Genomic DNA, 14,397 nt, shown 5'->3' with positions numbered 1-14,397 from the left:
GCCGGGGGCGCGCGGCCCGCGCGCGGGGCGGCGGCGGGGGCGCCGGACACGGGGGCGGGGGCGGGGGCGGACGTCGGGGCGCTGTGAGTCCGCGGGGGGGGCCCCGCGCCACGCGTGGCGCGGGGCCCACCCGCGTAACGGGCTCAGGCGCGGACGACGGTCACCGGGCACGTGGCGTGCTGGGTGACGTGCAGGCTGACCGAGCCGAGCAGGGTGGCCTTGAAGCCGCTGTACCCGCGCGCGCCCACGACCAGCAGGTTCGCGCCCTCCGCACGGTCCAGCAGGGCCTGCGCCGGGTTGCCGATCACGACGACCTTGCTGACGGCGGCGGCGCCCTGGGCGCCCAGCGCCTCCTCCAGCGTCTCGTTGAGCGACACCGTGGCCATGGCCTGGGGGTCGAAGTCCTCCGGGAGGCCCGGCATCATCGACGCCCAGCTGGTGGCGGGGTACTCCCAGCTGTTGACGGCCTCCACCGTGTCACCGGTCAGCTCCGCCTGGCGTACGGCCCAGTGCAGTGCCTTGACCGACGACTCGGAGCCGTCGACGCCCACCACGATCCTGCCCATCTCAGCCTCCAGCTGGCTTCTGCGGTTGTGCTCGGGTCACGTGTTCCCGTACGACTCTATTCAAAACGGGCGAAACTGCGATTTCCGAAGTTTCGGTCAGGCCGGGCGGAGCGCCGCGAGCTGCTGCTCGAAGGGGACCACCTCGTCGTCAAGACCGGGGGTCCTGGACGCGCCGGAGACCGCGTGGCCGCCCGTGACGGCGTCGGCCAGCTCCCCGCCCGCGCGCCGGATGCGGGCGGGCAAACCCTCGGTGTACTCGTCGCCGGACGCGCCCCAGTCCTCCGAAGCCGCGTAGACCGAGGTCGGCAGGGTGACGGCGCGCAGGTAGGCGAAGAGCGGGCGCATCGCGTGCTCCAGGACCAGCGAGTGCCGGGGCGTGCCGCCGGTGGCGGCGACGAGCACCGGCTTGCCGGTCAGGGCGGTGTTCTCGACCAGGTCGAAGAACGACTTGAACAGGCCGCTGTACGAGGCGGTGAACACCGGTGTGACCGCGATCAGCCCGTCCGCGCCCGTCACCGCGGCGAGCGCGTCCTCCAGGGCGGGCGGCGGGAAGCCGGACACCAGGTGGCTCGCGATGTCCGCGGCCAGGTCGCGGAGCTCGATCACCCGGACGTCGACCGGGCGGTCCTGCCCCGCCTCGAGGCGTTCCCGGGTGGCGGCGGCCAGCCGGTCGGCGAGCAGCCGGGTCGAGGACGGGTTGCTGAGGCCGGCCGATACGGCGACGATCCTCACGGGTTCGGTGGCGAACACGGTCAGCTCTCCTTCGTGGCGGCGTAGGCGGGGTGCAGCGGCGCGGTCTCGGGGACACCGGCCGGCCGCAGGGCGGCGAACTCCTTGCGCAGGACGGGGACGACCTCCTCGCCCAGGATGTCCAGCTGCTCCAGGACCGTCTTCAGCGGCAGGCCCGCGTGGTCCATCAGGAACAGCTGGCGCTGGTAGTCGCCGACCGCGTCCCGGAAGGTCAGCGTCCGCTCGATGACCTCCTGCGGGGAGCCCACGGTCAGCGGCGTCTGCCGGGTGAAGTCCTCCATCGAGGGCCCGTGGCCGTAGACCGGCGCGTTGTCGAAGTACGGGCGGAACTCGCGTACCGCGTCCTGCGAGTTCTTCCGCATGAACACCTGGCCGCCGAGGCCGACGATCGCCTGCTCGGCGGTGCCGTGGCCGTAGTGCGCGTACCGCTGCCGGTACAGCCGCACCATCTTCTTCGTGTGCTCCATGGGCCAGAAGATGTTGTTGTGGAAGAAGCCGTCGCCGTAGTACGCGGCCTGCTCGGCGATCTCCGGCGAGCGGATGGAGCCGTGCCAGACGAACGGCGGCACGCCGTCCAGGGGGCGCGGGGTCGCGGTGAACGACTGGAGCGGCGTACGGAACTTGCCCTCCCAGTCGACGACGTCCTCCCGCCACAGCTTGTGCAGGAGGGCGTAGTTCTCGATGGCGAGCGGGATGCCCTGGCGGATGTCCTTGCCGAACCACGGGTACACCGGGCCGGTGTTCCCGCGCCCCATCATCAGGTCCACGCGGCCGTCCGCGAGGTGCTGGAGCGTCGCGTAGTCCTCGGCGATCTTCACCGGGTCGTTGGTGGTGATCAGCGTGGTCGAGGTCGACAGGACGATGTTCTTCGTCTGCGCCGCGATGTAGCCGAGCGTGGTGGTCGGTGACGAGGGGACGAACGGCGGGTTGTGGTGCTCACCGGTCGCGAAGACGTCGAGCCCGACCTCCTCGGCCTTGCGCGCGATGGCGACGGTGGCCTTGATCCGCTCGTGCTCGCTCGGCGTCGTACCGGTGGTGGGGTCGGTGGTGACGTCCCCGACGGTGAAGATCCCGAACTGCATGGCGTCCGCCTCCTGCTCGGTGGTGATTGAACGTTGAACTAACTGGACGCATCGTACAACGGGGGGCGGGAGCCGCCTATTCCTTCTCGGCCGCGCGCCCCGGTGCCCGGTCCCCAGTGCCTGGTCCCCGGGCCCCGGGCCCCGGTCCCGGGGACCAGGACCGATGGCCGATGCGCACCGGCCGGGCCGCCTCATACGCTGCGGGCTCCGGTACGCGGCCGCGCGCCGCCCGACGAAGGGGCACCCGTGAATGTCACCGCCGAGACGCATGTCCGCCTCGCCCGGCCCTCCCGGGATCTCGCCGCCGCCGAGCGGTTCTGGGTGGACGGGCTCGGACTGACGGTGCTCTTCCGCGCGGACGCGGGGCGGGAGCCGGGAACGCATGACCTTCTCATGGTGGGGCATCCCGGTGGTGCCTGGCATCTGGAGCTGACGCGCGGGCCGGTCGATCCCCGGCCCACCGAGGAGGACCTGCTCGTCCTGTATCTGGACGGCCCGGTCCCGGACGACCTGGTGGCCCGGCTGCTCGCCTGCGGCGGTACGAGGGTCGGCTCCCCGAACCCGTACTGGAACGAGTGGGGGGTGACGGTGGAGGACCCGGACGGCTACCGGCTGGTCCTGTGCCGCCGGGGCTGGCGCCCGCGGGCCGGGGCGCCCCTCAGCGGCGGGTGAGCGCCCGCCGCCCCAGCAGCTCCGCCAGCCCCCGGCGCGTCGCCGCGATGATCACGCGGTCGGTCGGCCGCAGCACGTACCCCGGGTGGACGTTCCAGACGAGGGAGCCCGGGGCCACGTCCAGGGCCAGGACCCGCCACGCGCCCTCGCGGAACGCCTGGTCCACCGTGCGGCCCTCCAGCTGGGGGTGGCCGCCGACCTCCACCGCCGCGAACAGCAGCACCTTGCGTTCGACCGGGATCGCGCCCAGGATCTGCCGGCCCATCATGGCGACCGCGAAGGACGGGCCCGCCAAGTGGGAGACCGAGCGGGACCGGGTGATCGCCTGCGGGTGCGCCGTGCGCAGCGTGCGGTAGACCGCCGTGGCGAACTCGTCGTCGAAGAGGCGCACCGTGACCCGCAGATTCGGCTTGAGCGACCTGGCGTACAGCGCCGCCTCCAGGTTCGTCGTGTCGGCGCTGGTGAGCGCGAGGAGCCCGCGCGAGCGGCCGATCTTGGCCGCTTCGAGCACCCCCTCGTCCGTGACGTCACCGAGCACCACCGGCACGTGCAGCCGCCGCGCGACGGGGATGCCCCGCGCCTCCGGGTCCTCCTCCACGCAGACCACCGGGATGCCCAGCTCCCGCAGGTGCACCAGGACCCGGGTGCCGATCTTGCCCAGCCCGAGCAGCACCACGTGCCCGGAGAGCCCGCGCGGCGGCCGGCGCAGCGAGGAGGCGCTGCGCAGCGAGCCGAACGCCTCCAGGACCCCCGCCACCAGCAGCGGCAGGAGCATCAGGCCCGCGATGCCGGACAGGATCTGGATCACCTGGCGGGCGGTGGGCTCACCGATCGCCGGGTCGCCCATCGCGAACAGGTCGAGCAGGGTGAGGTAGGCCGCGTGCAGCGGATGATCGCCGGTGGTGAGCGAGGACGCCACCGCGAGCGCGAGGACCGCGAGCCCCACGCCCAGCGCCGACCACCGCAGCCGCCGCGAGAAGAACTGGCTCAGCGGCGCGCTCCGGCCGCTCATCCGGGGCTTCGGGGCGGCCGGACCGGACTGCGTGACGGCCTCCAGGACGACCGTGCCGCGCCCGGTCGCGGCGGCGATCTCCGCAGGCCCGGGCAGCAGTTGCGGCCCCTCCGCGCCGCTGCTGTCGGAGCCCTCCGCGCCCGCCGGGTCGTGGGTGGTGGAGGAGAGCAGGGCCAGGGTGCACAGACCGGGGTCGGCGACCTGGCCGCCCCGGGGCGGGGTGCGCTCGGCGGCGCGCAGGAACAGCCCCTCGGCCCGTATCACCCGGGTCGAGCCGGCGAGCGCGGTGGCGGCGAGGGCGGGCGCGGCGGTGTCCGCGTCGGACAGCACCGTGGTCGACGCGTCGATCGCGGCCGGGTCGAGCCCGGGGGACGCGACGGCCGCCGCCTGGTCGAGCAGGCTCTCCAGATGCTGGCCCAGCTTCCGGTTGTAGAGCCGGATCACCAGCCGCACACGGGGGTTGAGCCGGCGCGCGGTGAGCGCGGCGCGGATGTTGCGCTCGTCGTCGTCGTAGACGAGGGCGACCGCCGAGGCCCGGGCGATGCCCGCCTCCGCCAGCGACTCGTCGGACGGCTCGGCCGCCTGGAGGATGCGCACCGCCTCGACGCCGGCGTTGGTGTCCCCGTCCGAACCGTGCGGCAGCCCGCCGCCGTTGCGGTTCATCGCGAACGCCATCCGCCCGAACAGCGCGGCGGCCCGCCCGCGCCCGGTCAGCGGCTCGTCCGGCCTGACCGCACCCGGCTCCGGCGGCACGACGAGGGTGACCCGCTCCCCGTAGACGTAACGCAGTTCCACGGCGAGCCGCTGGGCGAGAGCGTCGTCCCCGCAGACGACCATGTGGCCGTTGAGCGGGGAGGGTTGGGGTTGCTGGGGGAATGAGGACACGTGTCCCAGCATGCCCTGCTCCCTTCCGTTGATCGAGGGCGGTCAGTGGTCGTGGTGCGGCCCGGCCGGCAGGCCGCGCGGACCGGCGGCGCGCCCGATGGCCGTCTCGACGGCCGCGATCCGGTCCGCGAGCAGCCCCAGCGCGGCCACCGCACGGGTCATCGGATCGCCCTCGGGCCCGCCGAGCGCCTGGGTGCGGACGTACGAGGAGCAGAGCGCCGCCCACCGCCCGGCCTGCGCGGGTGTGAGCGTGCCCCGCAGCGCGGCGAGTTTCAGGAGGGCGGCCTCGGCGCCGCTGGTGAGGGTCTGGGCCTCGCCCGCGTAGTGGTCGTCCACGACGGCGGACAGCTCGGCGTCGTTCATCACGGGCGCGATGCGCTCGGCGATCCGGTTCATGTTGCGGTACGAGCCCTGGAGCCGGAACGGCGGCTCGGTGCGGGTGGCGTCGGTCTGCGCGGCGGACGCGATGTACGCGGCGTTGACCGCGAGCACCGTGTCGCGGGCCCGCAGCAGATGGCGCAGAACGGCGGTGATCCGGTCCACCTCGGCGGGCGCGTAGGGGTGTTCGAGCTGTTCGGGGCGGGCCGTGGGGTCGTCGGAGGCGAGCCGCAGCAGCAGCGCCAGGTCCTCGCGGGAGCGGCCGGCGAGCGGGGCGAGGACCGGATTCGCGGTCAGCGCGTTCTCCACGAAGCTCAACGCGAAGGTGTCCTCGCGGCCGGACAGCACCTCGCCCAGATTCCACACGTCCGCCCGGTTGGCGAGCATGTCGGGCACCTGGAAGCGCGCGCCCGACTCGGTGTACGGGTTGCCCGCCATGCACACCGCGAACCGCTTGCCCCGCAGGTCGTACGTGCGCGGCTCACCGTCCCGTACGCCCTCGACGCGGCGCGTGGCGTCGCAGAGCGGGATGAACTTCTGGAGGAGTTCCGGCGAGGTGTGCTGGATGTCGTCCAGGTAGAGCAGCGTGTTGTTGCCCGCCTCGAGCGCGAAGTTGATCTTCTCGATCTCCTGGCGTGCGGTGGCGCTGCCCGCCTGTGCGGGGTCGAGCGTGGTCACGCCGTGGCCCAGGTTCGGGCCGCTGACCTTGACGAGGACGAGCCCGAGCCGGTCGGCGACGTACTCCATGAGCGTCGTCTTGCCGTAGCCGGGCGGCGACACGAGCAGCAGCAGGCCCTGCGAGTCGGTGCGGCGGCCGGCGTCGGCGGTGCCCAGCTGCTTGGCGAGGCTGTCCCCGATCAGCGGCAGGTAGACCTCGTCGAGGAGACGGTTGCGGACGAACGCCGGCATCACGCGCGGCCGGTGGTCGTCGAGGCGCAGCCGGGTCCGCTCGGCGGCGACCAGGGCGGTGCGCCGGCGCTGGTAGGCGCGGAATCCGGGGACGGCGGTCGCGCGGAACTCTTCGGTCCGGGCCAGGAGTTCATCGACGCGGACGGTGAGCCGGCCGCGTTCGACGCGCGGGTGGACGCCGAGGAGCCCGTCGACGGTCTCGGTGAGCGGCGCGTCCGCCTCGTACCGGCCGAGCAGGGGCTCGGGGCACAGCTCCACGGCGACGGCCTCCGCGAGGTCGCCCGGGTCGATGCCGGTGCCGCTCGCCTCGGCGTACGAGGTGAGCCAGCCCTCCACGAGCTGGCGCCGGGCCGGCAGGTCGTCCGCGAGGGCGGCGAGGTCGTCGTCGTACGCCGACGTGCCGGTGGCATGGCGGAACTTGTCCAGGAAGGCACGGACCCGGGCGCCCGTCACGAAGCCCTCTGGGCCGCCGGCCAGCTCCTCGAAGAGGTACGCGGCGACGGCACGGGGACGGTCGCCGCCGATCACCGACGCCCACTCCTCCTGGAGCGCGGCGACCGCCGGGGCGAGCCCGAAGGTCTCCCGGGCGCGGGCCAGCGAGCGGGCGCGGCGCGTCCAGGAGACCCGGCGGCCCTCGTCCGCCTCATGGGCCCAGAACAGCTGGGCGGCGGCCCGGACGGCCGGCGGGAAGCGCAGCAGCCCGGCGCCCGCGTGCAGCCGCAGCAGCGCGGCCAGGATCGCGGTCGCGTCCTCGTCGTGGACGCCGCGCTGATACCCCTCGTCGTACGCGGCGGCGGCCGACTCGCGGACGAGGGCCGCGAGTTCGCCGTCGTCCAGGGCGGCCAGCCGGTCCGCGCCGTGCTCGGCGAGGAGGCGGGCGGCCAGGTGCTCGCCCCGGTAGACGGCCGGGGACTCGGACGGGAGGGTCCGGTCCCAGTACGGGCGGGTCGCGGCGAACTCCGGGTCGGTCACCGGCATCCGGTAGTCGGTCCCGGTGACGGCGAACGCGAGCGTGCCGTCCTGCGGTACGAGGGTCAGCTCGAACGGCTGGGTGTTCACCGCGAACCGGTGCCGGCCGAGGCGGATCACCGCACCGCCGTCCGCGTACAGCTCGTCCCGGTCGCGCAGGGCCCTGCCCGCCTCCTGGCGGGCGGCGAGCAGCTGCCCCTCCAGCTCCTCCGCGCGCACCGTGTCACCGAGCGCCCGCAGCTCCCCGGCGGTCCGGCGGATCTTGGCGACCATCGGGTCGGACGCGAAATAGGTGTGGACGGCGTCCGCGTCGGGGAGGGCGGCGCTGCGCCGGGCGACCGTCTCCAGGACGCGCGCCGCCGAGTCCGCGAGGCGTTCGGTGCGCCGGGCCAGCTCGTCCTGGAGGCCCTGCCTGCGCGCCGAGAACGCCTCGTACACCTGCGACCGGCGCTCGCCGAGCTCCGCCAGGAAGTCGTCGTACTCCGCGAACCGCGCCTCCAGGTTCTCCAGCTGGAGCAGCAGCCTCGCCAGCTGCTCGTCGCAGGACTCCGGGGTCCCGGCGGCGGCCAGCGCGGCGCTGACGGCCTGCCCGAGCAGCGCGGACTCGGCGGCGAACTCGGCCCGGCCCTCGTGGTCCGCCAGCGCGCGGCGGCGGGCGTCGAGCGTGGCGCGGGCCCGGTTGACCGCGCCGAGGACCTCCGCGATGCGTTCCAGGATCGACGTACGGACCACCCCGTCGCCGATGTCCAGCCCGGTGACGACGTCCGTGACCGTGCTCAGGCCGTCCGTCATGCCGGCCAGCCGGTCCCCGAGCGCGGCGGCGTCGCTGACCGTGGCGAGCGCGGCGGCCTCCTCGGTGAGGCGGGCGATGTCCTCGTGGTAGCCGGCGAACGCGTCGTCCCCGGCCAGGAAGGCGACCGCGCGGCGGGCGGCGGCCTCGATGTCCTCGGCGGTGGTGGCGGTCAGCTCGGCGATGCGTCCGGTGTCCGCGTACCGCATCTCGGCGAGGGTCGCCAGGTGCCCGTGCGCCGCGCGCAGTTCGGTGAGCCGGCCGACCCACTCGGCGGCCGTGGCAGGGGACTCGCCGCGCACCCGGCGTACCAGGGCGGTGATGCGGTCGGCGGTCCCGGTCAGCGCGTCGGCGGCCTGCCGGGTGAGGGCCTGGACCGCCTCGAACTCCTGGGCCACCTGGCGCGCGGTCTCCCGCAGCTCCCCCAGCGGATCGGCGAGCGCGCCCAGTTCCGCGTCGTCCAGCCAGTGGTAGCGGTCGCCCGCGCGTACGCAGTCGGCGACCAGCCGGTCGTACCCGGCGCCGGTCGGCGCCGTCTCGGAGGCGGCGTGCGCGAGGGCGAGGCAGTCGGAGATCCCGCGCACGAGGTCGGCGTTGCCGACCCGGGCCAGCGGGCCCTCGCCCGCCGGGCGGGACGCGGCGAAGGTGTCGGAGACGTACGGCGTCCGCCAGCGCTGCAACGGGTGGACGCGCGCCGCGCCGCCCTCACCGCCGTCCACCGGGTCGCGCAGCACGACGAGCGTGCCGTCGTCCAGCAGCGCGTGGCCCCGGCCCTGGAGCGGGGTCGCCACCTCCTGGCGGATCACGTTGTACGGCAGCAGCAGGCTTCGGCCGTCCTGGCGGGACCGGAAGACGTACAGCACGTCCTCGCCGTTCGGGGAGTGGACGGCCTCCTCGAAGACCGGGTCGGTGAGCGGCTGCGCGATGTCGAAGGTCCGCGCCTCGCCGGTCGTGAGGTAGAACCCGCCGGGGAAGATGATCCCCTGGTCCTCGGGGAGCCGCCGGCAGGCCGGGCCGATGCCGTCGAGGCGGGTGACGGTGCCGAGCAGCGCGTTGAAGACGAGGTGGCGCCTCGTCTCCTCCTTGTACGGGCGGACCCGCAGCAGCACCAGCGGGCCCAGCTCCGCGTACTCGACCTCGGCGTCCGCCAGCGACTGGAGGGGTTCGGTGACCGGTTCCTCGTAGATCCCGTCCGGGGCCTCCGTGTCGTTGACGGTCTTCACGGTGAGCGTGCCGCCGAGGGTGTCCACGTACAGCTCGGCCTCGCAGCCGATGGCGATGTGCGGGTGGCGGCCCGCGATGTGGGCCTCGCGGCCGGCGGGGGTCCAGGTGAAGTCGTGCGACGGCGGGAAGACGTGGTCGCGCTCGCCGCGCGCGTCCAGGAAGGCGCCGGGGGAGCCGTCCGGGTTCAGCGCCCAGCGCAGGACCCGGATGTCCTCGGCGGTCTCGCCGGTACGGAAGACCGCCAGGAGGCGGCCCTCGGTCCGGCGCAGCCGCAGCAGGCGGGCGTCCCGGAAGTAGCGGTGCAGGCCGTCGAATTCACGGACGAAGGAGGCGTCGGTGAGCGGGGTGCCGGTGCCGGGGGCGAGGCCGGCGGTGTACAGGGCGAGCACGTCGTCCACGGCGGGCGCGTCCTGCCGGCCCGGGCCGCGTTCGAAGCCGAACAGCAGCTCGCCGCCGAGTGCGACGAGGTCGCGGGGGGTGCAGGGGCGGTGCGTCCGGATCTGCTCGCTGCCGAGGAGGGCGAGGCCGGTGGCGCCGAACGCCTCGGTGCGGCGGGCGTTGAGGTCGGTGGCCCTGCGGGCGAGCTCGGTGGCGTGGGTGCGGAGGCGGCGCCGCAGGACGTCGTAGTCCCCGGCGGCGGGGGCGGTCACGGTGTCCATCGGGTGCGGTCTCCTTGCGGTGCGGCTTGTGACGGTGTCCTCAAGCGCCGGACGGGCTGAGAGGGGCCCGCCCAGCCCGCCCGGCGTTCGAGGACGGACGGGGAGGCGTGGGGGTTCAGGCGACGGAGACCGGTCAGCCGACAGGCGTACCGTTCAGGCCCGCCGGGGCCGGGCCGCCGACCGGGACGTCCGCCAGGCCCAGCGACTTCGCGTGGTCCAGCAGCGCCCGGACCTGGTCCGCGCCGATCCCCGGCGACGGCGAAGCCATCATCCGCATCAGCAGCGCCGACACCGTCAGGTTCTGCACGTCGCCCGTGGACACCGACGACAGCACCCGCGTCAGGTCCTCCGTGAACGAGGAGTCGCCGTTCAGCCACGGACCGGCCAGGGTCTTCGCCGTGTCCGAGTTCGCCATGAAGCCGTCCAGGCCCTTGCCCATCGAGATGGACGACACCAGCCGGTCGAAGAAGACCGACTCGCCGCCGACGATGTCGATGTCCGCGTTCTCCAGACCCGTGGCGAGCACCGTCGCCTGCGCCTCGGCGACCTGCCGCTGGGCGTCGAGCCCCGCCAGCCGGATCTCCTTCTCGGCGGCCAGCCGCAGCCGGTACTCCTCGTGCCCGCGCGAGGCGTCGTCCAGCGCCGCCATCGCGGCCGCCTTCTCCGTGAGGCCCGCCGCCTCGGCCTTGAGCTTTTCGCCGATCATGGCCGCGTCGGCCGATGCCTGGGCTTGCGTGCCTTCCGCGTCGGCGAGGGCCTTGAGGCGGGCGCCTTCGGCCTCGGCCTTGAGCTTTTCGCCGATCATGGCCGCGTCGGCCGATGCCTGGGCCTGCGTGCCCTCCGCGTGCGCGAGGGCCTTGAGACGGGCGCCCTCGGCCTCGGCCTTGAGCCGCGCGGACGTGGCCCCGGCCTCGGCGAGCCCCGTCTTCTCGATCACCTCCGCCGCCGCGTCCCGCACCTGGATGTCCGCGAGGCCGGGCGCCGCCGACTCCGCCTGGATGCCCTCGGCCAGCCGCAGCTTGGCCTGCGCGTCCAGGTCGGCGGTCTTCAGCCGGGCCTCCGCGAGCGTCAGCTGCTCGGCCGCCCGGTGGGTGGCCGCCGCCTCCGCCGCCTCGGCCGCCTTGATGTCCTTGACCAGCCGCTCCTGCGCCTCCGCCTCGGCGGCGATGATGACCGACCTGCGGGTGCGCTCGGATTCCTCGACGGACCGGAGCGTCTTGATGGACTCCTCCTGCTCGGCGACCGTACGGTCGACCGCGATCCGCTCGCGGATCACGTCGGCGACCTCGCGGCGCTCCGCCTCGACCTCCTTCGTCGCGGCGATGCGGTTCAGCTCGGTCTCGCGCTCGCGCCCGATGACCTCCAGCAGCCGGTCCTTCTCGATGCGCTCGTTCTCCACGGCGATGACCCGCTCGCGGTTCTTCTGCGCGACGGCGATCTCCCGGGCCTGGTTCTCCCGCTGGATGCCCAGCTGCTCCTCCGTCCTGATGAACGCGGCCTGGGCGCCCAGGCGTTCCTCCTCCTGGACCCGGGCGGTCACCGCCTCCTCGCGGGCCCGCAGCGTCTCGACCTCACGGCGTTGCTTGATCTCCGCCTCGGCCTGCCGGCGCTCCAGCTCCAGGATGGTCTCCCGGGCGTCGACGTCCTGCCGGGTGATCTCCTTCTGCTCGGTGCGCTGGAACTCGTTGGTGCGGACGTGCTCGATCGCGGTCAGCTCGGTGATCTTCCGGATGCCCTGGGCGTCCAGGATGTTGGCGCTGTCGAGCTGCGCCATCGGGGTCTGCTCCAGGAAGTCGATCGCGGCGTCGTCCAGGTGGTAGCCGTTCAGGTCGGTACCGATGACCTGGATGATCCGGTCGCGGAACTCCTCGCGCTTCGTGTACAGGTCCACGAAGTCCAGCTGCTTGCCCACGGTCTTCAGCGCCTCGGAGAACTTCGCCGCGAAGAACTCCTGGATGGCCACCTTGTCGCTGGCGCGCTCGGTGCCGATGGACTGGGCGACCTTCTTGACGTCCTCGACGGTCTTGTTGACCCGCACGAAGAACGTGATGTGGATGTCGGCGCGGATGTTGTCCTGACAGATCAGGCCCTCGCGCCCGGTGCGCCGGATCTCGATGGTCTTGACCGAGATGTCCATGGACTCGGCCTTGTGCAGCACCGGCAGGACGACGGCGCCGGTGAAGGTCACGTCGACCTTCTTGGTCTTGGAGATGATCAGAGCCTTGCCCTGCTCCACCTTGCGGAAGAGCCGGGTGATGATCAGCAGCACGGCTACGGCGATGAGCAGGACCACGGCGACGAGCAGGCCGAGGCCCAAGGAGATGGCATCCATGACAGTCCTTGGCGGCTGGTGGTACGGAAATGAGAGGTTTCACGTGAAACACGGCGCGGGCCGCACCCCGCGTCCGGGCAGGCCGGACGGGCGCACCGCGCCGGCCGGAGCGGTGGCTCAGACGGCGGGGCCGGAGGCCGTACGGCCGTGTGGCGGTCCCGGGTCGAGCGCCCTGTCGTAGGCCGAGACCCAGAAGAACTCCCCGGCCTCGTCGTACGCGTACAGCAGTCCGGAGCGTCCGGAGGTCAGCTCCGCGTCGACGGGCTCCAGTTGGCGCACCTGGACCGTGGCGGTGGTTCCGTCGTCGGCGGTGACCTCGGCCTGGCCGAAGTCCGTGGAGACCGAGCCGGTACGGATCGTGCAGACGCGGCCCAGGAAGTCCTGGCGCGACGGCGGAGGCTGGTCGGGGAACAAGCGCCGGAAGTGGTGGACGAGCAGCCGCACCGCGCCCCAGGCGAGCAGCACCGCACCGGCGAGCACCGCGCAGAGCAGTACGGCGCGCAGCGGTCCGGCGGCGCCCGAGCGGTGCACCAGGACCGTACCGGTCAGGGCGGAGAACCAGCCGACGGCGATCATCAGGGACACCGAGACGGTGACCGGGACGCCTCCGACGCCCGCGAGATCGGCGTCCAGATCGGCGTCGAAGGAGTGGTGGTCGGCCGCGCCGACCAGGACGAGCAGCCAGAAGGCGATGACGACGACCAGCGCGGCGGCGAAGAGCACGGCCGGGAAGGACAGCGTCGCTTCCATGAATTCCCGCATCGGTCCCGACCCCCTGCCGTTCCGCCGGCGGTGGTCCCGCCGGTGCCTGCGCGGACCGGTCGGTGACCCCGGTGCCGCGGTGTCTCCCTCGACGACACCGCGGCAGCCGGGTCTTCCCCCGATCCCCCGTGCACCCCCGTGTTTCCCCCGTTTTTCCCCCGTGGTCCCCCGGTTGGTGCTGACAGGATCGTGTCATCCGGGGAGGCTCGGACGCATTGCCGGAACACGGCAACGTTCGCCGGTCCCCGGTGCCGGGCACCGGCATCGGGGACCGGGCGTTGGACTGGTGTCGGTACGGAACAGGAACGGAGGCGGACGCGTGGCGGAACCGGTGATTCCCGACAGCTTTCTGGAGGGTTACGCACGGATACTCGGCGAGGCGGCCGTCTCGGGCCGGCGGCTCACCCGCGAGGAGCTGGACTCCCGCCGCGCCCTGGGCCGGGAGGCCGCCGAGGCCGGCCACCAGCTGCGTGCCCTGGTCCGCATGCATCTCGCCGAGACCCGCGCCGCCTGGCCGGCCCCCGCCCCCGGCGCGTCCCCCGCAGCCGTGGCCGCCTCCGCCGACAGCGCGCTGGCCGCGGTGGAGCAGGCGGTCGACGCGTTCGCCGACGGCTTCGAGCGCGCCCAGCGCCTCACCGTCCGCCGCGAGGAGGCCGCCAGGCGGGAATTCATCGACGACCTCCTGTACGGGCGCAGCGACCTGGGCCGGCTCGCCGAGCGGGCCACCCGCTTCGGGCTGCGCCTCTCGCGCGCCCACGCGGTGGCGGTGGCGACCGGCCCGGAGGCGTACACCGAGACGGAGGCGGTGCCCCGGCAGGTGGAGTCGGCGATGCTGGCCCGGTTCAGCGGGCGCAAGATCCTGCTCACCACGAAGGACGGGCGCATGGTGTGCATCGCGCCCGGCAGCCAGCCCGATGTCCTGCGCTACTTCGCGAAGCAGGCGCACGCGGCGACGGACGGCGGCCGGGTCGCCGTCGGCCGCCCCCACCGGGGCCCGGGCGGCGTCGTCCAGTCGTACGACGAGGCGCTGGACGCGCTGGACCTGGCCGACCGGATGGACCTGGACGACCCCGTGCTCTACGCCGCCGACCTGCTGGTCTACCCGGTGCTGACCCGGGACCGGCAGGCCATGGCCGATCTCGTACGCAGTGAGCTCGGCCCGCTCCGTCAGGCCCGGGGCGGGCCCGAGCCGCTCCTCAGGACGCTGTCGGTGTACTTCGACGCGGGCTGTGTCGCCGCCGAGACCGCCCGCCGCCTCTCGCTGAGCGTCCGGGCCCTCACGTACCGGCTGGAACGCATCCACCAGCTCACCGGCTCCGACCCGGCGGACCCCCAGCACCGCTACACCCTCCAGACCGCGGTGATCGGCGCCCGGCTCCTCGACTGGCCCGCCAAGGAGCTGTGAGC

At 73.7% G+C, this 14,397-nt stretch carries 9 protein-coding genes; 2 read left to right on the top strand and 7 right to left on the bottom strand.

Annotation, left to right across the window (positions count from 1 at the left end):
• Nucleotides 1-143: 143 nt before the first annotated feature.
• From FKN01_RS24190 to FKN01_RS24180, 3 genes are all read right to left on the bottom strand, one after another.
• Nucleotides 144-566 (bottom strand): universal stress protein, encoded by a 423-nt coding sequence (locus FKN01_RS24190; protein WP_143624015.1) that lies wholly within the window; start codon nucleotides 564-566, stop codon nucleotides 144-146.
• 96 nt (nucleotides 567-662) lie between these two features.
• Nucleotides 663-1,316, bottom strand: a complete 654-nt coding sequence (locus FKN01_RS24185) for an FMN reductase (protein ID WP_143624013.1) — start codon at nucleotides 1,314-1,316, stop codon at nucleotides 663-665.
• Between the two features lie 2 nt (nucleotides 1,317-1,318).
• On the bottom strand, nucleotides 1,319-2,398 hold the full coding sequence (locus tag FKN01_RS24180; RefSeq protein WP_018102012.1) for an LLM class flavin-dependent oxidoreductase: 1,080 nt from the start codon (nucleotides 2,396-2,398) through the stop codon (nucleotides 1,319-1,321).
• Between the two features lie 246 nt (nucleotides 2,399-2,644).
• Between FKN01_RS24180 and FKN01_RS24175 the strand changes: the two genes are divergently transcribed.
• The gene (locus FKN01_RS24175) at nucleotides 2,645-3,070 is read left to right on the top strand and encodes a VOC family protein (RefSeq protein ID WP_143624011.1); all 426 of its coding nucleotides are present in this window, start codon (nucleotides 2,645-2,647) and stop codon (nucleotides 3,068-3,070) included.
• On the opposite strand, the gene FKN01_RS24170 is transcribed toward FKN01_RS24175, so the two are convergent.
• From FKN01_RS24170 to FKN01_RS24155, 4 genes are all read right to left on the bottom strand, one after another.
• Nucleotides 3,057-4,979, bottom strand: a complete 1,923-nt coding sequence (locus FKN01_RS24170) for an NAD(P)-binding protein (RefSeq protein ID WP_143624009.1) — start codon at nucleotides 4,977-4,979, stop codon at nucleotides 3,057-3,059. The two genes, FKN01_RS24175 and FKN01_RS24170, sit on opposite strands and share 14 nt — an antisense overlap.
• A 30-nt stretch (nucleotides 4,980-5,009) precedes the next feature.
• On the bottom strand, nucleotides 5,010-9,896 hold the full coding sequence (locus tag FKN01_RS24165) for a DNA repair ATPase (protein WP_143624007.1): 4,887 nt from the start codon (nucleotides 9,894-9,896) through the stop codon (nucleotides 5,010-5,012).
• A 133-nt stretch (nucleotides 9,897-10,029) separates the two neighbouring features.
• Nucleotides 10,030-12,228, bottom strand: coding sequence for a flotillin family protein (locus FKN01_RS24160; RefSeq protein WP_143624005.1), 2,199 nt, complete (start codon nucleotides 12,226-12,228; stop codon nucleotides 10,030-10,032).
• Between the two features lie 117 nt (nucleotides 12,229-12,345).
• On the bottom strand, nucleotides 12,346-12,990 hold the full coding sequence (locus tag FKN01_RS24155; protein WP_143624003.1) for a hypothetical protein: 645 nt from the start codon (nucleotides 12,988-12,990) through the stop codon (nucleotides 12,346-12,348).
• 319 nt (nucleotides 12,991-13,309) lie between these two features.
• Here FKN01_RS24155 and FKN01_RS24150 point away from each other — a divergent pair, with 319 nt between their 5' ends.
• Nucleotides 13,310-14,395: a CdaR family transcriptional regulator gene (locus FKN01_RS24150; protein ID WP_143624001.1), complete on the top strand. Its 1,086-nt coding sequence runs from the start codon at nucleotides 13,310-13,312 to the stop codon at nucleotides 14,393-14,395.
• Nucleotides 14,396-14,397: the final 2 nt, after the last annotated feature.

The sequence above is a fragment of the Streptomyces sp. 130 genome, assembly GCF_007096885.1.
Lineage (GTDB): Bacteria > Actinomycetota > Actinomycetes > Streptomycetales > Streptomycetaceae > Streptomyces.
This window is presented reverse-complemented; position numbering and strand designations above follow the sequence as displayed.